Origin of the sequence: Pantoea sp. At-9b (assembly GCF_000175935.2) — a bacterium.
Lineage (GTDB): Bacteria > Pseudomonadota > Gammaproteobacteria > Enterobacterales > Enterobacteriaceae > Pantoea.
Genome location: NC_014838.1, coordinates 417188 through 435827, shown reverse-complemented (window position 1 = coordinate 435827; position 18640 = coordinate 417188). Strand labels below are relative to the sequence as shown.

Below are 18640 nucleotides of genomic sequence, written 5' to 3'. Positions count from 1 at the left end.
TGTGTAAATTATTATATATCGATAAAAATTAAAAGGGCAATGCTATATATCCCACCTCCCCCAGCGCTATATACTCCTGTGCATATCGATACCAGGAGCTATTATGAACCGCCCTTTTTACCGTTACGCCTTAGCGGGTGTACTACTGCTTACCTCTTTGCACACGTTTGCCAGCCGGGTGGTCACCGACCAGCTTGGCCGTCAGGTTACCCTTCCTGATCAGGTCGATCGCGTCGTGGTGTTGCAGCATCAAACCCTTAATTTATTGGTCCAGCTCAATGCCACCGACAAAATCGTCGGTATTCTCGCTAACTGGAAACAACAACTCGGCGATGGCTACGCCACGCTGGTGCCCGCGCTGAACCACAAAGCGATGCTCGGCGATCTCACCCATGTCGATGCGGAGAGCCTGGTGGCGCTGCATCCGCAGGTGGTTTTTGTCACTAACTACGCGCCAAAGGAGATGATCGATAAAATTTCCGCGCTGGGCATTCCGGTGATCGCCATCTCGCTGCGCCATGACGATGTCGGTCAACAGGGGAAAATCAATCCCGCCATGCAGGATGAGGAGCAGGCCTATAATCAGGGCATTCGCGAAGGCATCACGCTGATTGGTGAGGTGGTCAACAAACAGGCGCAGGCCAAAGCTCTGATTGCTGCCGCGTTCGCCGGTCGTCAGTTGGTGACCGATCGTTTGCGTTCCGTGCCTGAACAACAACGGGTACGCGCCTATATGGCCAACCCGGATCTCACCACCTACGGTGCCGGAAAATATACCGGGCTGATGATGGCACATGCCGGGGCGTTAAATGTCGCCGCCGCGACGATTCAGGGTTTTAAACAGGTGAGCATGGAGCAGGTGATTGCCTGGAATCCGCAGGTGATTTTTGTGCAGGACCGCTACCCGCAGGTAGTGGATGAGATCACCCACAGCGCGCAATGGCAGACCATCGATGCGGTGAAAAACCATCGTGTCTGGCTAATGCCAGAATATGCCAAAGCCTGGGGTTATCCGATGCCGGAAGCCATCGGGCTGGGGGAATTGTGGATGGCGAAGAAACTTTATCCGGAAAAATTCCGCGACATTGATATGCAGCAAAAAGCCGATCGTTGGTATCAACAATTTTACCGGACATCTTATCATGACAACGCTGCGCGTACTGGCAGCCGGTAGCCTGCGGCCCGTGTGGCCTGCGTTGATGGCGGCATACGGTGCGCCGGTCGATACCGGTTTTGGCCCGGCGGGTCTGCTGCGTGCGCGTATCGCCTGCGGGGAAAGCTGTGACCTGTTCGCCTCGGCGAACACCGCCCATGCGGAAAATTTGCTTCAGCTCGGGCTGGCGCAGCAAGTGGGCCGCTTTGCCGCCAACAGCCTGTGCCTGACCGTCAAACGCGATCGGATCAGGCCGAAAGAAGATTGGCTAACCGTACTGACCCGCCCTGACCTGCGGCTCGCCACCTCCACCCCACATAGCGATCCCTCCGGCGACTATACCTGGCAATTGTTCGCGGCCATTGAACAACGCCATGCTGGCCTTGGCCGCATACTGGAGAGTAAGGCCCGCTGCCTGGTCGGTGGGCCAGATAGCCTGAACCTTCCGGCGGGCGAGCTGGCGGCACGATGGTTGTTGGCACAGGATCATGCGGATATGTTTATTGGTTACGCCAGTTATGCGCCGCGTCTGGCCGTTTTCCCTGATCTGCACATCTTCGCCATTCCGCAGCCGTATAACATTCAGGCCGAATACGCCTGGGCGCTTTGTCAGCCGACAGCACAGCCGCTGGCTGAATTTCTGCAATCGTCTGTCGCACAACAGATTTTCAGCCAATACGGATTTTTGCCATTCATGGCTTGATCTGGCGCAGGGAAATGCCTCAGTCAGCGCGAAATTATTTTATGGTGATTTCACGCTGACCGGGGTTATCCCGCAAAACATGATCCAGATCACATTTACTGTACTGATGGCCGATGGCGACTAAAACCCCATAAAGGCTGCAACATGGACAAAATAGCAGCAAATTACGCAATTTCCCTGGCGTTAGTGCTACTTCCCGCATAAGGGAAATTTAATAATTAGCCCTCAATTGATCACCTTGTAAAAACATCTTTTTTTATTACGAAACAATTTGTCGTATTTATCGAGGTGAGCGGTTTTTATATTCTGGCAGGATACGCCGCACTTAGCGTCTCCTGGTCTTATTACTGTCATGCAGTGGTTTTCAAAAAACGCCGTTTTTTTTGCTGTCAAAACCTGTCTGGCTGCCTTTCTGGCATTGTACTTCGCACTGGAACTGAATCTGGATAAACCGGCCTGGGCACTGACCACCGTGTTTGTCTCGTCACAACTCTATTCCGCCTCCACCATCTCCAAATCGGTGTTCCGTCTGCTGGGCACGTTGCTGGGTGCGGTGTTTATCTTTTTTATCTTTCCGATCACGGTCGAACATCCTTTGTTGTTCAGCCTGTGTGTCTCGCTATGGGTTAGCGTCTGTCTCTATCTGTCGCTGCACGACCGCACGCCCAAAAGCTACGTCTTTATGCTGGCCGGTTACAGCGCCGCCATCATGGGTTTCCCGGAAGTGACTACCCCGCTGGGGATTACCAGCACGGTGTTATCACGTATTGAGGAGATTACCCTCGGTATCGTCTGTAGCAGCCTGGTGCATGGATTGCTGTTCCCGGTCTCGATGCGCAGCCTGCTGGAACAGAGTGTCAGCCAGTGGTATCTCAATGCGCGCAAGCTGTGCGGTGACTTGCTCTCCGGGATCGCGACGGCCAAATCGCCGGAGCGCGATGACATTCTGATCCGCATGGCCACCAACCCGCAGCAGGTGGAGATTCTGATCACCCACTGCGTTTATGAAGGGAATGCCGCCCGCCAGTTGATTCGTCTGGTCAGCGTGCAATACCAGCATCTTTCTTATCTGATTCCGACGCTGATCGCTATTGAGATACGCCTGCAACGTTTGTCTGAGCTGCACATCAGCTTCCCGGAAAATGTGGCCCAAACCTTTCGTCAGTTTTTGCTGTGGTTGCATGATGGTGAAGCAGTGGGTGAGACCCATGAAATTCAGCAAACCCTGGCGGCCTGCCAGACTGAACTGAATCAGGCCTGGCGTCTGGGGGAATTACCCACCGAATCCTGCCTGTTGCTGACCGGAGTAGTGGAAAGATTGACGGATTTTGTGCGCATTGCCGGGGCATATCAAAGCGTGGGAGGACTGGTCAGCGATCTGTCCGGTGACACCTCACTGGCACGCGGCAAACGCACCCACCGTTTCTACGACAAGGGCCTGATCCGCCTCTCTGCGTTGACCGCGTTTTGCGCCACCTTCGGTTCCTGCCTGCTGTGGATGGCAACCGGCTGGCGTGATGGTGCCTCCGCGCCCGTGATGGCCGCGATCCTCAGCTCCTTTTTCGCCAGCCTCGATACGCCGCTCACCTCAATGAAGTTGTTTGTGCGTGGCGTGATCGTCGCCATCATCATCAGCGTGGTGTATGTGGCGATTCTGCTGCCGCAGGCCACCTCGTTTGAAGCACTGATGATTTGTCTGGCTCCCGGATTGATTCTGCTGGGACTGATGATCGCCCGCCCCACCACCAATATGATCGGCCTGAGCGTGGCCATCCAGATCCCCGGCTTTATCGGCCTGGGCCATCATTTGCGCCCCGATCTGGTGGCGCTGTTTAACACCGCCATCGCCTCCATGACTGGGGTACTGTTTGCGGTGATCCTGACGGCGATTATGCGCAACAAACGCCCGTCCTGGACCGCGCGTCGTGCCGTGCGTATCGGTTTGCGCGAACTGCTGCGCTTTATCAAGGAGACGGAGCGAAATGGTTCTTCCCTGCTGGGCAGGCAGCGCTATATCGGCCTGATGCTGGATAAGCTCAACGTGGTGCTGCCTCGTCTGCGCCTTGACCCGCAGCCGGATATGACCGCAGCGGGCATGTTGCTGACCGAAGTGTGGTTGGGGGTGAACAGTTTTGACTACTACGCGCGCCACAAGGATCTGCTGGCAAAATATCAGCTGGATAGCGGACAGATGTTTCATGAACTGGGGCTGTTTCTGAAACGTCGCCTGAAATCGTTACAGACGCCGCCGCACCCGGACCTGCTGGATGAAATCGATACCCTGCTGCTGATGCTGGAACGGCTGGCGATGTGGGATGAGAGCCTGCTGACACCGCTGTTCCATCTCGCCAGCGTGCGTCTGTATTTGTTCCCGCAACAGGCGTGGCCGGTAATGAACAGCCGCCAGGCGGAGTTGATGCAGCAAAAGATGTACCGTCTGCCCCTGCGTTAACCGCTGAAACATCGCGCGATAAATCGCGCCGCTACGGACCTGTACATGTCTTACGCAAGACCTCCAGCACTGCCGTCATGCCGCGACTGACGATGCGGTCCTGCCGCATAACGGTGCCCAATGTGCGCTGCAAAGCCGGTTGTGGTGCCAGCACGCATAACCCGGCCCGGTCCTCCTCCTGCGCCAGCGCCATGGCGGGCACCAGACTGTATCCCAGCCCAGCCCGCACCATCCGCTTGATCGCCTCAATGCTCCCCAGCTCCATCACCGGCGTGGCGCGTAACCCGGCCTCGCGAAACCAGCCATCAATCACGGCACGCGTACCACTACCCGGTTCGAACACGATCAGTGGCTCTGGTGCCAGCGCGGCGGGTGTGACAAGCGGTGCGCTGTCCTGCGCCATAATCAGCCGAAAGTGTTCATCGCATAGCGCGTTGACGTACACGCTCTGGCTGGCAACCGGCAGCGTCACTAACCCGATATCCACCTGATTTTCCTCCACCGCGCGTATAATGGTGGCGGTATTGCCGGTTCGCACATCGACTTTTAGCTGCGGATGCTGCTGACGCAGTTGTTGCAGTAAAGGGGGCAGCAGATGAATACAGGCCGTTGCGCCGGTACCGATGATCACTGTGCCGCTGATCTCATCCGCCTGTTGCGTCACCGCTGCCAGTGCCGCAGCAATAGCGCTGGCAATATGTTCGCCATGCTCCAGCAACGCAAGACCTGCCGCCGTGGCGCGTACCCCGCGCCCGGTGCGTTCGATCAGGCGAGTTTGCAGCGATTGTTCCAGTTGGCGGATTTGCAGACTGACCGCCGGTTGTGACAGACCAAGCGCATCGGCGGCTCCAGAAAAACTCCCCCGGCTAATCACCAGCCGGAAAGTGTCCAGATGATCAAGATTGAGACTGGCCATCTCTAAAAATTCCTTATAGCGCGGATAAGCAGGTCGCGCTGCCATTGCGGAAGCCAACAGGGTAGCCTGAAAGCCGATAACAAACGAGAGCGGTAACGATGGAAATTTTGCAGGCAGAAGAACAACATATCCCTGGCATCCAACAGATTTATGCGCACCATGTGCTGCATGGCTGCGCTACCTTTGAAACCGATCCACCGGATGATGCCACCCTGCTGGCGCGGCTGCACAACATCACCGCCGCCGGACTGCCGTGGTTTGTGGCATTGGAGGATGGCGTCGTGCTGGGTTACTGCTACCTGTCGCGCTGGCGTGAACGCTTTGCTTACCGCTTTAGTCTGGAAGACTCGGTGTACATTGACCCACGCCTGACCGGGCGCGGCATTGGCCGTCAGTTGCTGGCACAGGCGCTGCAATGGGCCGAGCAACACGGCTACCGCCAGATGGTCGGCGTGATCGGTAACAGCGAGAACAGCGCCTCTATCGCCCTGCACCGCTCCGCCGGTTTCACCGTGACCGGCACCTTACAGTCGGTCGGCTTCAAGCATGGCCGCTGGCTGGACACGGTGATCATGCAACGCGCCCTCGGGGCCGGTGACAGCACGCTACCCTGAACAATAATGGGTAAACAGATTGACCAACGCAATCACCTGGTCATCCAGCGGAATCAACTCCTTTTTCACAATCAGATGCATGGGCGTACTGCGACGCCCCCCGTGATTGAGCGGCAACGGTTGCAGCACGCCAAGCTGGAGCGCTTCGGCGATACGCGCCTGCGGCAGCCAGCCGTATCCCACCTGATGCATCACCGCCTCGATCGCGGTATCCACCGTCGAGAAAAACCACTGCTCCGATTGCCCCACCGACGCGTGTGGTGCCTGTGAACGTGAGGTACCGATACGGATTTGGGGATAGCGCGACAGATCATACTCGGTCAGCGGCTGCGGCAAGGACAGCAATGGGTGGTCGCGATGGATCACCGCCAGAAAATCGACGTTCATCAGCCACTGCCCACGCCCGGAAACATCCTCACGCCGCGTCATCACCATCACATCGGCATCAGGCACCGCTGGATGGAGCGGATCGTCATATTCCAGCACTTCGGTGAGCTGGATTTGGGTAGCCGGATACTGCTGCTGGAACTGCTGCAACACGCGAAACAACGTCTGACGCGGAAAGATATTGTCCACCACCAGCTCCAGTTGGGTGCGCACCCCGTTATGCAGGCTGGCGGCACGGGCTTCCAGCGCGTGAAATGCATTGAGTAGCGGACGTACCTGTGCCAGCAAGGTTTCACCCTGCGCGGTGAGCAATGCCCGCCGTCCCTCAATGCGCAACAGCGCCAGCCCGAGCCTATCCTGGAGTAGCGAGAGATTGTAGCTGACCGAGGATTGGCTGCGATTCATCGCCTCGGCCGCCTGATTAAATCCCCCCAACTCGACCACTTTATCGAGGATTGCCCATTGCTCCAGCGTGCTTCTGAACATAAATACATCCAATTTTTCGATGAAAACTATCCAAAAATAGCGTTATTCATTCAATTTTTACAGCGATATGGTAGGTGCATCAACTGAAGGAGAGCAAAAATGCGCAGTTTCAATAAAGACGATTTGAGCGGTTTTATCGGTAAACACCTGGTCTATACCTATGACAACGGCTGGAATTACGAGATCTATGTGAAAAACGCCACCACACTGGATTACCGTATTCACAGCGGGTTGGTGGGTAACCGTTGGGTGAAAGGTCAGCAGGCGTATATCGTGCGTGTGGCGGCTGAGGTGTACAAAATTTCCTGGACCGAACCGACCGGCACCGACGTCAGCCTGATCGCTAACCTCGCTGACCGCGTGTTCCACGGCACCATTTTCTTCCCACAATGGGTGATGCTGAACCCGGAAAAAACCGTCTGTTTCCAGAACGATCATTTGAGTGAAATGGCGGCGTATCGCGAACAGGGACCGGTGTATCCCACTACCGTGATTGACGAGTTTGCCACCATTACCTTTGTGCGCGACTGCGGCCCGGATGACGAGAGCGTGATTGCCTGTGCGGCGAGCGAGTTGCCCGCCGACTTTCCGGCTAACCTCGGTTAATCACCATAGGCGGCGCTATGGAAATCAATTTCCCAGCGCAGCACAGCGGCATACAGCGACGAAAGTCGCTGTTGTTCGCTTGCCGACAACGTCAGCGCACAGGCATCCAGTTCCGCTTTCAACCAACTGGCCTGTTGGTAAAACGCCTCTTCCGCATGCAGCTCGACCCAGCGGCGGATATCCGCATCGCGCTGATGTTGTTGTGCCACCCGCGCGCACCAGTGGTAATACATCCACTCCGCACCAAACATGATGGTGATGATCTCGGCATAACTTCCTTGCTGCGCGGTGTGTAACATCCCGGCGTCGAAGCGTTTCACCCCCGGTAGGTCTGCGGGTACGCGGGCAGGATCGATAGCGCGTCGGGCGTACACCTCTTCAAACCAGGCAATCTGCGTATCCACCAACGCGTTCAGCACGCTGATCAACCAGCGCTGTTGACGGATATCCGGGGCTTTGCTGATACCCAGCGCAAAGATGGCGATCGCCGTGGCGACAAAATTGCCTTCGAACACCAGGTAACGATTGAACACCGTGCTATCCAGCTGATCCTGCTCAATATCCAGCACAAAGCGATGCTGCTGCATCGCCTGCCACAACGCCTGATGCTCCTGTAATAAGCGGTCGGTGAATGACATGGTTATTCCCCCAACGCCGCTTTCGCAATGCTCATAAAATGCTGCACGCGCGCCAGTTCCACTTCGTTCCACCACACGCCGTCCCGCTTCAGCGCACTGGCGACAATCACCCCCTGAGTACGACCGAGGATCTGGCACACATTACCTGGCGTCACGCCTGACCCCACCAGCAGAGGCAGCGAGGTGGCGCTGCGAATTTCGTCGATTTCGCTCAGGGTCGCACTGTCACCGGTACGCTGGCCGGTGGCGATCACCGCATCGGCTTCAAAGAACTCCACATCGCGGGTGAGTTCAGGGATGGAACGATCGGCGACAATCGCATGGCTACCGTGTTTGACATGACTGTCAGCGAAGACCCGGATATGCTCGGCGCGTAACTGGCTGCGATAACGCAGCGCTTTCGCGGCCGCTCCCTCAATCAACCCCTCGTTGGCGACATAGGCATTCGCCCACTGGTTAACGCGGATAAAATCAGCCCCGCCCGCCAGTGCCGTAGCCAGCGCCGGGATGGCGGCATTGGCCAGTACGTTAATACCGAGCGGTACGCCAAAGCGGCAACGAATCTTTTCGGTAATCACCGCCATCAGTGCCGATGTTTCCGGGCCGATGTCTTCAGGTTTGGAAAATGGAATATCGCCATGATTCTCAACAATCAAACCATGTACGCCACCGGTAAGATAATTATCAGCGTCACGCAGCGCACGCTCAATAATATCACCCACCGCAGCACCGCGATATTTCGGTGAGCCCGGGAAAGCGTCACAATGAATAACACCAATCACCGCTTTTTGACGTGAAAATATTTCTTGTATTGCATTACTCTTTTCTGATGAGATAACTGCCATCTTAATCACCTTTTCGAGAAAACCATGCATATCTACGTATGCGGTAATATTACCGTTGATGAATTCTGGCAGGTTGATCATTTTCCTGCCGAAGGCGAATCCGCACTGGGAAATAAAGTTCATAGCGATGTCGGTGGCAAAGGTGCCAATCAGGCCATGATATTATCCCGTTGTGGTCTCACCACCTCATTAATCACCGCAACTGGCGAAGATTCACAAGGTGAATGGCTGCGCCAGCGCGCCAGTGATGAAAATCTGTTGTTGTTACCGGCCAGTGCCAGTGTGCCCTTTAGTGATAACTCGGTTATTTTCACCACCGCTCAAGGCGATAACGCCATTATGACCAGCAACGCTGCGGCAAATAGCCTGACACCGGAACGCGTCAGCAACTGGTTACACGCCGCGCAACCCGGCGATATTTTTCTCCAGCAGGGCAATCTCAGCGCGCAAACCACGCTGGCCTTGTTCCGGCTGGCAAAATCACGTGGCATGACCACGGTATTCAATCCCTCTCCGGTCAGCCCGGCGTTTGTTGATTGCTGGCCGTGGATCGATATCGCGGTCGTTAACCAGGGCGAAGCCGCCTTACTCCAACCCCGCCTTGCCCCACACGGCAGTCTGATCACCACGCTCGGTGCGGGCGGTGCAGAATTGCAGCGTGACCAACAGCGCTGGCGGGTGCCTGCTATGCAGGCTGATGTCGTCGATACCACTGGCGCGGGTGATACCTTTCTTGCGGTGCTGCTCGCGTCCAGCCTGCTGCGCCAGACTGCGCCGGATAGCCTGGCGTTACGCCACGCCACCGCCGCCGCCGCCATTACCGTTAGCCGACGCGGCACCTGGCGTGCCTTCCCGACACGCGCAGAACTGCAAGCCATTCTTTCTCGTATCCCGCAACCGTAACGGCGCGATTCTGTGCGCGATGCAGGAAAAAGCTGCGCGATAAATCGCGCCGCTACGATTGAGAACTTATTTAAACATGGCGCGGTAAGTGCCCACGTTCTCTTTGGTGACCACCGTTGCCGGAACCTGGATCTGTTTCTCTACCGTTTTGCCTGAAGTCAGGGCATTCAACGCTTTCACCGCCTCTGCGCCCATTTTTTCCGGGTCCTGTTGCAGCACCGCCACCACATAGCCCTGGTCGATGCCATTGATGGCGCGCGCGGTCAAATCCCAGCCAAACACCTTAATATCTTTCTGACGGCCCTGGTTCTCCACCGCAGCAATCGCGCCCAACAGTGCCGGTTCCCCGGTGGCATAGATGGCGGTTAAATCCGGGTTGCCGGTAATCAGGTTTTCCGCTGCGGTCATCGCATCATCCTGGATATTGCGGCCATCGACCACATCGGCCACGCTGATGTTTTTATTGCTTTTAATCGTATCTTCAAAACCTTTCTGGCGCGCGTTTTGGATCGCGGAGTTCAACGCGCCAACCACACCGACCCGCGCTTTCCCTCCCATGCTTTTGTCGACATAACCGAGGAAATATTTGCCGAGAATCTTACCACCCTCGACGTTATCCACCCCGACCTGCGCCGCCTGTGGGCCAGCCGGTAATACCGCATCGATAGCAATCACCGGAATATTTTTTGCTGCCGCTTCTTTAATCGCTGGCATAATGCCATTGACGTCGATGGCATCGACCATAATGCCTTTCACGCCCTGCTCAATATAGTTTTCAATGGCATCATTCTGTGCAACCGGATTATCGTTAGCATTAAAGATAACGACATTTTTACCGCTGGCTTTGGCCGCTTCTTGCGCACCTTTATTCATCAGGTTAAAAAATAGCGCCTGCTGGTTGATTTGCACCAGCGCATAATCGGCTGATGCCGCCAGTGCGGAAGTGGTGATTAATGAAGAGAGAAGCACAACACAGGAAAACAGGTTTTTCTTGCTGGTGTTAAATAACATCATCGTTGCCCTCGTCAAAAAGAGTCTGCACCCCATATGGGTAAGTTTTTTGCGGGACAAATATCTTTAACAGCAAATAATCTCTTTGCTGCCTGCACGGGCGGCCTTTATTACTTTTCCGTCATGAACTCCGTTCAGTGAGCGGGTGAAAAGCGCTAAAGGAAAAACGACATCGGGTAAACTGGCTATTAACATTCTCTGAACACCAAAGAAAGTCAAGCAAATATTTTGCGTTAAAACGCTGTCATTGCCAGACAAAAATGTGTTAATGCTGTGCCGATAAAAGGTGTGCATTCATGACAAAAAAACGCGTATTACTTTCCGATGTTGCGCAACTGGCAGGCTTATCCAAAGCTACCGTGTCGCGTTATCTTAATCATTCGTTGGTGCTGCCGCAGGATACCGTCACACGTATCGAAAATGCGATCCGCCAGCTCGATTATCGTGGCAACTCCCTGGCGCGTCGCCTGAGCAAGGGTGGCAGCGAAACCCTCGGCCTGGTGCTGCCCGACATCACCAACCCTTTCTTTGCTGAACTGGCGGATGCCGCCGAAGAAGCCGCCTCACAGCATGGCTACAGCCTGGTGCTGTGCATCACCCGCAACAATCCAGACAAGGAGTGCCAGTTTATTCGCTGGCTGGATACCTGCCAGGTCGATGGCCTGCTGTTTACCACCAACCGCCCGGATAATGGCCTGCTGCGCAAAGAAGTGCAGCGCCAGCAGCGGATTGTATTGCTCGACGAAGACATCCCCGGCAGCACCGTACCTAAAGTGTTTGCCGATAACGTCCAGGGGGGCAAACTGGCAACCGAACAGTTGATTGCGGCCGGTCATCGTCAGATCGCCTTTGTCGGTGGCCCGGATGCCCTGATGAGCGTGCGTGAACGTTATCAGGGTTTCTGCGCCGCCATGCAGCAGGCCGGTCTGACGGTGGTGCCGGAATGGGTATTGTTTGGCAAGTATGAACGCAGTTTCGGTGCACAGGCGCTGCATCACTTCTTCGCCAGCACACAACGCCCCAGTGCCGTGTTCGCCGCCAGTGACTACCTGGTGTTAGGGCTGCTCGATGGGCTGCGTGAACGTGGGTTACGCGCCCCGGAAGCCTTGTCGCTGGTGGGTTTCGATGATGCCAGCTATGCCGATTTCACCCAACCGCGCATCTCGACCATCCGCCAACCGGCACGCGAAATGGGACGTGCCGCCGTAGAGCAGATGCTGGCGCTCCTCCACGGTGAACCCCCTGCCACCCAGGAAGCCCGTTTTCCGGTCGAATGGATTGCCCGTGACTCTATCAGCCCCGTGAATCCCGTGCGCTAAAATAGCGCATCTCTGCACCCTGCTGGCTCATCCTGAGCAAAACACCCGTTGTTTTAGTAAACCGGTTTACTCAATAAATAAAAATTTTTCACAATGTAAAACAACGATTTACACAGCGATCTTGGTGGTGATTTTTTCACCTGGCACAGTCTCTGCTATCTTTCCCATGGCGAACAAATATCTCTGCAAGTCATGCGTTGGTCAGCGACACGTATTACGCGCATCGGGTAAACCGGTTTACAAGATGTGAACCTTTACCGCGTCATACGTCCGCTGATGCAACGCCTCCGTTTGATTTACAAGGGGAGTGTTGAGATGCAACAGCAGCAACGTGCCGCCCCGGCACGGGTTGAGATGGTCAATATCACCAAAACCTACGGCTCGATTCGCTCACTGCGTGGCGTCAATCTTGAGCTGGCCCCCGGCGAAGTGCTGGGGCTGGTCGGTGACAACGGTGCCGGTAAATCCACGCTGACCAAGGTGCTTTCCGGCGCGGTGGTCCCTACCAGCGGTGCGATCCGCATTGATGGCGAGGAACAGCGCTTCACCAACCCGGCCGATGCCCGTCGTTGCCATATCGAAATGGTCTATCAGGATCTGTCGTTATGCGACACGGTCGACGTGGCGGGCAACCTGTTTATGGGGCGTGAACCTATGAAGCGCCTGCTGGGCGTGCCCTTTCTCGATCAACAAAAAATGCATGCCGATGCGCGCGAAATGCTCAAAGGCCTGGGGATCTCGATTCCTGATACCCGGCTGCTGGTGCGCAATCTTTCCGGTGGACAGCGTCAGGCGATCGCCATTGCCCGTGCAGCCGCCTTCGGCCCCAAAGTGCTGATCATGGATGAACCGACCGCTGCGCTGGCGGTGGCGGAAGTCGAGGCGGTGCTGGCGCTGATCAAACGTGTCAGCGCCCGTGGTGTCAGCGTCATCCTGATCACCCACCGCTTACAGGATCTGTTCCTGGTGTGCGATCGCATCATGGTGATGTACGAAGGCACCAACGTGGCGGATCGTCGGGTGGCCGACACCAGCCTGAGCGAAATCGTCAACCTGATCGTCGGTGAGAAGTTCAGTGCGCCGTCTGCCCACGCCCATTAAGGGAACGAGTATGAGTATGGTTAACCTCTCCGGTACACGCATGATTCAGCATTCGCTGCCCAAACGCCTGCTGCATAACCATTCTGGCGTGGTCAGCATTGCGCTGTTTTTTGTTTTCTGCTGCGTGGTGTTTTCGCTGATCACCAGCAATTTTCTCACCGCCCCCAACTGGCTCAACATTATTCGCCAGAGCGCGCCATTGCTGATTGTCGCCACCGCGATGACGCTGGTGATCACCACAGGCGGTATTGATCTCTCGGTCGGGTCGACGCTGGCGCTGGTGGGGGCGTTATCCGCCATTGCCCTAAACAGCTGGGGTTGGCCATGGTATTGCGTGCTGGTTGGCGGCCTGGCGATGGGCGCGCTGGTCGGTGCCATCAATGGCTTTTTTATCGCCTATGAAGGGATACCGGCGTTTATCGTCACCCTCGCCACCCTGGCAGTGGTGCGCGGTGTGGCGCTGTTAATTACCCAGGGTTATTCAATTCCGGTGCCTGGCGACAGCCCGTTCACCTTCATGGGCCGCGCCTGGGTGATTGGCATCCCGATGCCAGCGCTGATAGGTATTGTGGTGCTGATTGTCGGTCATGTGGTGCTCAATCATATGCGCTTTGGCCGCTACGTCACCGCCATCGGCGCGAATGCGGAAGGCGCGCGCCGCAGCGGCATCAACACCAAAGCCGTGGTGATGCGGGTGTACATCATCAGCGGTATGGCCGCCGCACTGGCCGGGATGATCATCACCGCCCGCCTCGGTAGCGGTTCCTCCAACCAGGGGGAAGGTTTTGAATTGCAGGTGATTGCCGCCGTGGTGCTGGGCAGCACCAGCCTGTTCGGCGGTTTTGGCACGGTGATTGGCACGCTACTCGGCGCGCTTTCCATCGCCATCATTCAGAACGGGTTGATCCTGTCGCATATCTCGCCGTTCTACACGCAAATCGCCACTGGCGCGATCATTCTGCTCGCCATCTGGATTAACACGCGCATTCTCAACCCGGCTCGCGCCACCGCCAAAGGATAGCTGATGAAAGGTTCGATTTTCCGTCATCCCGACCCCCTGCCGCTCGGCGTGCAGAGTGGTTATGTGATGACTGTCCTCGGCCCGTTGCCGTTGGATCAGATGGGCGTCACGCTGATGCATGAACACATTTTGCTGGACGCTTCGGGCAAGTGGGTACCGCCCTGCTGTTGCAGCGACCGCCATATCGCCGAGATGCCGGTACGTATCGAAAATCTGGGAGAACTGGCGCTGAATCCGCTCATGAGTCGCGATAACTGCCAGCTGTTTGACGTCGAGGTGGCGATCGAGGAGCTGATGAAGTTTCGTGCGCTGGGCGGGGAAACCGTGGTCGATCCCACCAATATCGGTATTGGCCGTGACCCCAAAGCCCTGCAACGTATCGCGCGTCTGACCGGCCTGAATATCGTGATGGGCACCGGGTTGTATCTGCAACCTTCCCACCCGGAGTGGGTAAAAACCACCAGCGTGGAACAGCTGACGGAGAAACTGATCTATGACCTCGGCGGCATGGCGGAGAAACCCGAGGTGCTGGCCGGATTGATTGGTGAAATTGGCGTATCCAGTCGCTTCACGGCGGACGAGGAGAAGTCCCTGCGCGCAGCCGGACGCGCCAGCGCCGCCACCGGCGTGCCGATTGAGGTGCACCTGCCCGGCTGGGCGCGTTTGGGCCACAAGGTGCTGGATATCCTTGAACAAGAAGGGGCCGATCTGCGCCATACCGTGTTGTGTCATATGAACCCCAGTCACGCCGACAAAACCTATCAACGCGAACTGGCCGATCGCGGTGCGTATCTCGAATACGACATGATCGGCATGGGGTATTACTACGCCGATGAAGAGGCGCAATCACCCTCGGATGAAGAGAACGCCCGCGCCATTTGCAGCCTGATCGACGACGGCTATATCCGGCAGATTTTGCTGTCGCAGGATGTGTTCCTGAAAACCATGCTGACCCGCTACGGCGGCCACGGCTACGGCCATATCCTGAAAAACTTCGTACCGCGCTTACGCCGTCATGGCGTCAGCGGCGAGCAGTTAGAAACGTTGATGATCGCCAACCCACAACGGGTATTTGGCGCGTAATGGAGAAAATCATGACGAAAAAGGTTTTGCTGGTGGGTGAGTCCTGGACCAGCACGGCAACACATATCAAAGGCTTTGATCAGTTTGCTACCGCCACCTGGCACAACGGCGCGGTGGATTTTCTCGCCGCGTTAGCGGATAGCGAGTATCAGATCACCCATATGCCGGTGCATGAAGCGCCAGAACAGTTCCCGCTGACGCTGGCAGCCTTGCAGGCATGGGATGTGATTATCCTGTCGGATATCGGTGCCAACACGCTGCTGTTGCATCCCGCCACCTGGCTGAAAAGCCAGCGCACCGCCAACCGCCTGACGCTGCTGCATGATTATGTCGCGCAGGGCGGCGCACTGATGATGATTGGCGGGTACTACAGTTTCCAGGGGATTAACGGCGGTGCGCGATATCGTAACACGGCGGTTGAGCAAACTTTGCCGGTCCGTTGTCTCGCCTGGGATGATCGGGTGGAACGCCCGGAAGGGTGTTACCTTGAGCCAACCGCAGCCCATGCGGTGCTGGAAAATCTGCCTGCCGACATGCCGTGGCTGCTCGGCTACAACGAAGTGGAGATGCAGCCAGAAGGCCAACTGCTGGCGACGGTGGCGGGCACCACCCATCCGCTGCTGGCAGTGCGGGAATACCAGCAGGGCCGTACCCTGGTGTGGACCAGCGACATGTCGGCACACTGGCTGCCACCGGAATTTGCCCAGTGGTCCGGTTTTCGTCAACTGTGGATCAACTGTCTTGACTGGCTGACAAGGACGCACGCATGAGCGACGTCGTCGGCCTCACGCAGCAACTGCTGAGCTTTAACACCATCAACCCGCCGGGTGATGAGGCGGCCTGCATGGCCTGGCTGGCGGATTATCTCGAACAGGCGGGCTTTACCGTACAGCGCCATAGCTTCGGCGATCGGCGCGCCAATCTCATCGCCACACTGCCCGGTGCGGGCGGCGGAGCGCCGCTGGGTTTTACCGGCCATCTGGATACCGTGCCACTGGGTAATGCCGAGTGGCAGTTCGATCCTTTTGGTGCGGATGTGCGCGACGACCGCCTGTATGGCCGTGGCAGCAGCGATATGAAAGCGGCGATTGCCGCCTTTATCCTCGCCTGCGTCCGGTATAAAGATGCCATCATGGCAGGCAGCGGCGTGGTGTTATATCTCACCGGTGGCGAAGAGACCGGCTGCGACGGTGTACGCGCGTTGATTGCCAGCCAAACTCTACCGCAACCGGGCGCGTTGATTGTCGGTGAACCGACCGCCAACTATCCGGTGATCGGCCACAAGGGCGCGCTGTGGCTGCGTTGTGAAACACGCGGCAAAACCGCGCACGGCGCGATGCCGCATCTGGGCATCAACGCCATCTATCTGGCTGCTGAGGCGCTGGGTAAGATTCAGCATTTCTCACCGGGTGCGCCGCATCCGTTGATGAAGCAACCCACGCTCAACGTCGGCCGTATTCAGGGCGGATTGAATATCAACTCGGTGCCGGACCGCACCGCCTTTGATGTGGATATCCGCACCGCGCCGAATCTGCACCATGCGGAGATCCGCCAACGTCTCGCCACCGCCCTCGGTGCAACGGTGTTTATCACCACCCTGGTGGATCTGCCTGCGGTGCTGAGTACCGAACAGCAACGCTGGATACAGCAGATTTTCCAGTTATGCCAGCCGCTGCACGACGCACCGCTCACGCCACGCATCGTGCCCTACTTTACCGATGCCTCGCTGTTGCTGCCGGCGCTGGGTGCACCACCTTGTGTGATCCTGGGGCCGGGTGAGCCAACCATGGCGCACCAGACCGATGAGTATTGCCTGCTGTCGCGGCTGGTGGAAGCGGAGACGCTGTACGGGGAGATTATTGTGCAGTGGATGACAGACCGGGCCTCCTGAACAAATAACTTGGGATATCCCCCCCGATCAGCGCTTCGCCGTAACAAACAAAACCGTTGTTTTCATACAGCCGGTGAGCCGCAGTTTGTGTTTGCGAACTGTCGAGCAGAATATCCCAGAGCGGATGGTGTCTGGTCGCAAAGGTCAGCAGCTCATCCAGTATTTGCTGCGCAATCCCCTGTCGACGGCAGTGACTCGCCACCCGCATTCTTTTGATCTCATAGTGGTCAGCAGCCACGCTGACCACCGCCCCCATGCCGACAATAATCTCCTGCCGGGAAACGGCGACCACAAATCGCGCATCATCGCGTTGATAGTGCTGAGCAAACTGGTAGAGGTCGGCATCTAAGGAGCTATCTGCGGAGCAGGAATTCGTCTCTTGTAAACCGGCAAAATGCAACTCAAGTATGCGGGGAACATCCTCAATGGTGGCTTGCCGGATAAGAGCGTTTTCCGGCGCGTTTTCGTTCAACGACATAGCTGCTGGGTCCCTTGTTAAATGATGATGCGCCGTTAATGCGATGAAATAAATATCGCGTCAGGCTGTTCCGGCGGCACGGCAAAATGTTGCTGCATCCTGCGGCTCTCCTCGGCAGGCGGCAGGCCAAACAGGCGTTTGAATTCACGGTTAAACTGCGACGGGCTTTCATAGCCCACGGCGAAACTTGCCGCCGCCGCTGTCAACGTCTGACGCACCATCAACATCCGCGCCTGATGCAGCCGCACCGATTTCACGTATTGCATCGGGGCTACCCCGGTGATGGTTTTAAAATGGCTATGGAAGGTGGGAACGCTCATTCCCGCCTCCGCGGCCAGTTGCGCCAGTTGCAGTGGCTGCGCATAGCTGGCGTGGATATGACGCAACGCTTTGCTGATTTTGCCGAACTGCCCCTGCTGGCTTAACGCGGCCCGCAGCACGCTGCCCTGCGCACCTGTCAGTACGCGATAATACAACTCACGCATCAGCGCTGGCCCGAGGATCACCGCATCGCGCGGGTCATGCAGCGCCTGCAAAAAGCGCAGCACGCTGGTCTTCATCACCGCATCCATCGGGCTGGACATCATGCTCTGTGGCGCAGGTAGCGGTTGCGCGCCCCCCTGCTGCTCCAGTTGCAGCATCAGCTCCGCCGCCACGGCAAAATCCAGATGCATATAAAGGGCGAGTAATGGCCGTTCGGCCGATGCCACCGTTTCCATGACAAAAGGCACCGGCACGGACACCGCCAGATAATGCTGTTCGTCATAGCAATAAATCTGGCTGCCAAGATAGCCGTGTTTACTGCCCTGGCAAACAATCACGATGCCCGGATCGTACAGCACCGGGGTGCGCGCCAGCGGGCGGTCGGAACGCAGGATGCGCACCTGTTCCAGCGCCGTCAGGTTGTAGCCCTCCTGCGGTGCCAGCGCCCGTAGCAGCGTCACCATCTGCGCCTGGATATCGTCGTGCATAAAAACCACCCACTCATAAGATTAGGCAATAAAAGCAGAAAATATGGCCTCAATACAAGCCC

19 protein-coding genes are annotated in these 18640 nt (G+C 56.8%); 12 read left to right on the top strand and 7 right to left on the bottom strand.

Features of this window, described 5'->3' with window-relative positions; genetic code table 11:
* The first annotated feature begins 103 nt into the window (after positions 1-103).
* The 3 genes from PAT9B_RS22405 (at position 104) to PAT9B_RS22395 (ending at position 4308) form a co-directional block, all read left to right on the top strand.
* Positions 104-1174: an ABC transporter substrate-binding protein gene (locus tag PAT9B_RS22405; RefSeq protein WP_013511566.1), complete on the top strand. Its 1071-nt coding sequence runs from the start codon at positions 104-106 to the stop codon at positions 1172-1174.
* Positions 1143-1856 (top strand): substrate-binding domain-containing protein, encoded by a 714-nt coding sequence (locus tag PAT9B_RS22400; RefSeq protein WP_013511565.1) that lies wholly within the window; start codon positions 1143-1145, stop codon positions 1854-1856. The genes PAT9B_RS22405 and PAT9B_RS22400 overlap by 32 nt, the downstream gene beginning before the upstream one ends.
* Before the next feature lie 352 nt (positions 1857-2208).
* Positions 2209-4308 carry an FUSC family protein gene (locus tag PAT9B_RS22395; protein WP_013511564.1) on the top strand — a complete coding sequence of 700 codons (2100 nt, stop codon included), beginning with the start codon at positions 2209-2211 and terminating at the stop codon, positions 4306-4308.
* 31 nt (positions 4309-4339) lie between these two features.
* Here PAT9B_RS22395 and PAT9B_RS22390 read toward each other — a convergent pair whose 3' ends face one another.
* A complete protein-coding gene (locus PAT9B_RS22390) occupies positions 4340-5224 on the bottom strand; it encodes a LysR family transcriptional regulator (protein ID WP_013511563.1) in 885 nt (294 codons plus the stop codon).
* Positions 5225-5322: 98 nt separating this feature from the next.
* On the opposite strand from PAT9B_RS22390, the gene PAT9B_RS22385 reads away from it, so the two are divergent.
* Complete coding sequence (locus tag PAT9B_RS22385; protein WP_013511562.1) at positions 5323-5838, top strand: GNAT family N-acetyltransferase; 516 nt, start codon at positions 5323-5325, stop codon at positions 5836-5838.
* On the opposite strand, the gene PAT9B_RS22380 is transcribed toward PAT9B_RS22385, so the two are convergent.
* Complete coding sequence (locus PAT9B_RS22380; RefSeq protein WP_013511561.1) at positions 5830-6711, bottom strand: LysR family transcriptional regulator; 882 nt, start codon at positions 6709-6711, stop codon at positions 5830-5832. The two genes, PAT9B_RS22385 and PAT9B_RS22380, sit on opposite strands and share 9 nt — an antisense overlap.
* 99 nt (positions 6712-6810) lie before the next feature.
* Here PAT9B_RS22380 and PAT9B_RS22375 point away from each other — a divergent pair, with 99 nt between their 5' ends.
* On the top strand, positions 6811-7317 hold the full coding sequence (locus PAT9B_RS22375) for a phenolic acid decarboxylase (protein WP_013511560.1): 507 nt from the start codon (positions 6811-6813) through the stop codon (positions 7315-7317).
* Here PAT9B_RS22375 and PAT9B_RS22370 read toward each other — a convergent pair.
* Positions 7314-7955, bottom strand: a complete 642-nt coding sequence (locus tag PAT9B_RS22370) for a TenA family protein (RefSeq protein ID WP_013511559.1) — start codon at positions 7953-7955, stop codon at positions 7314-7316. The genes PAT9B_RS22375 and PAT9B_RS22370 overlap by 4 nt on opposite strands.
* A 2-nt stretch (positions 7956-7957) precedes the next feature.
* Positions 7958-8800 carry a BtpA/SgcQ family protein gene (locus tag PAT9B_RS22365; RefSeq protein ID WP_013511558.1) on the bottom strand — a complete coding sequence of 281 codons (843 nt, stop codon included), beginning with the start codon at positions 8798-8800 and terminating at the stop codon, positions 7958-7960.
* Between the two features lie 24 nt (positions 8801-8824).
* Between PAT9B_RS22365 and PAT9B_RS22360 the strand changes: the two genes are divergently transcribed.
* On the top strand, positions 8825-9703 hold the full coding sequence (locus PAT9B_RS22360; protein ID WP_013511557.1) for a PfkB family carbohydrate kinase: 879 nt from the start codon (positions 8825-8827) through the stop codon (positions 9701-9703).
* Between the two features lie 66 nt (positions 9704-9769).
* On the opposite strand, the gene PAT9B_RS22355 is transcribed toward PAT9B_RS22360, so the two are convergent.
* Positions 9770-10717: a substrate-binding domain-containing protein gene (locus PAT9B_RS22355; protein ID WP_041526053.1), complete on the bottom strand. Its 948-nt coding sequence runs from the start codon at positions 10715-10717 to the stop codon at positions 9770-9772.
* Between the two features lie 293 nt (positions 10718-11010).
* Here PAT9B_RS22355 and PAT9B_RS22350 point away from each other — a divergent pair, with 293 nt between their 5' ends.
* The 6 genes from PAT9B_RS22350 to PAT9B_RS22325 all read left to right on the top strand — a co-directional run bounded on the left by PAT9B_RS22350 (position 11011) and on the right by PAT9B_RS22325 (position 17129).
* A complete protein-coding gene (locus PAT9B_RS22350) occupies positions 11011-12033 on the top strand; it encodes a LacI family DNA-binding transcriptional regulator (RefSeq protein WP_013511555.1) in 1023 nt (340 codons plus the stop codon).
* A gap of 354 nt (positions 12034-12387) precedes the next feature.
* Positions 12388-13134 (top strand): ATP-binding cassette domain-containing protein, encoded by a 747-nt coding sequence (locus PAT9B_RS22345; protein ID WP_190274687.1) that lies wholly within the window; start codon positions 12388-12390, stop codon positions 13132-13134.
* Positions 13135-13144: 10 nt separating this feature from the next.
* Positions 13145-14155 carry an ABC transporter permease gene (locus PAT9B_RS22340; RefSeq protein WP_013511553.1) on the top strand — a complete coding sequence of 337 codons (1011 nt, stop codon included), beginning with the start codon at positions 13145-13147 and terminating at the stop codon, positions 14153-14155.
* A 3-nt stretch (positions 14156-14158) separates the two neighbouring features.
* Entirely contained in the window at positions 14159-15238 is a 1080-nt protein-coding gene (locus tag PAT9B_RS22335) for a phosphotriesterase (RefSeq protein WP_013511552.1), read from the top strand.
* 11 nt (positions 15239-15249) lie between these two features.
* The gene (locus PAT9B_RS22330) at positions 15250-16008 is read left to right on the top strand and encodes a glutamine amidotransferase (protein WP_013511551.1); all 759 of its coding nucleotides are present in this window, start codon (positions 15250-15252) and stop codon (positions 16006-16008) included.
* A complete protein-coding gene (locus PAT9B_RS22325) occupies positions 16005-17129 on the top strand; it encodes a M20 family metallopeptidase (RefSeq protein ID WP_013511550.1) in 1125 nt (374 codons plus the stop codon). Before PAT9B_RS22330 ends, PAT9B_RS22325 begins: the two co-directional genes overlap by 4 nt.
* Here PAT9B_RS22325 and PAT9B_RS22320 read toward each other — a convergent pair.
* Both PAT9B_RS22320 and PAT9B_RS22315 read right to left on the bottom strand, forming a co-directional pair.
* Complete coding sequence (locus PAT9B_RS22320) at positions 17095-17607, bottom strand: GNAT family N-acetyltransferase (RefSeq protein WP_013511549.1); 513 nt, start codon at positions 17605-17607, stop codon at positions 17095-17097. The two genes, PAT9B_RS22325 and PAT9B_RS22320, sit on opposite strands and share 35 nt — an antisense overlap.
* 35 nt (positions 17608-17642) lie before the next feature.
* Positions 17643-18578 (bottom strand): AraC family transcriptional regulator, encoded by a 936-nt coding sequence (locus PAT9B_RS22315; protein WP_013511548.1) that lies wholly within the window; start codon positions 18576-18578, stop codon positions 17643-17645.
* Positions 18579-18640: the final 62 nt, after the last annotated feature.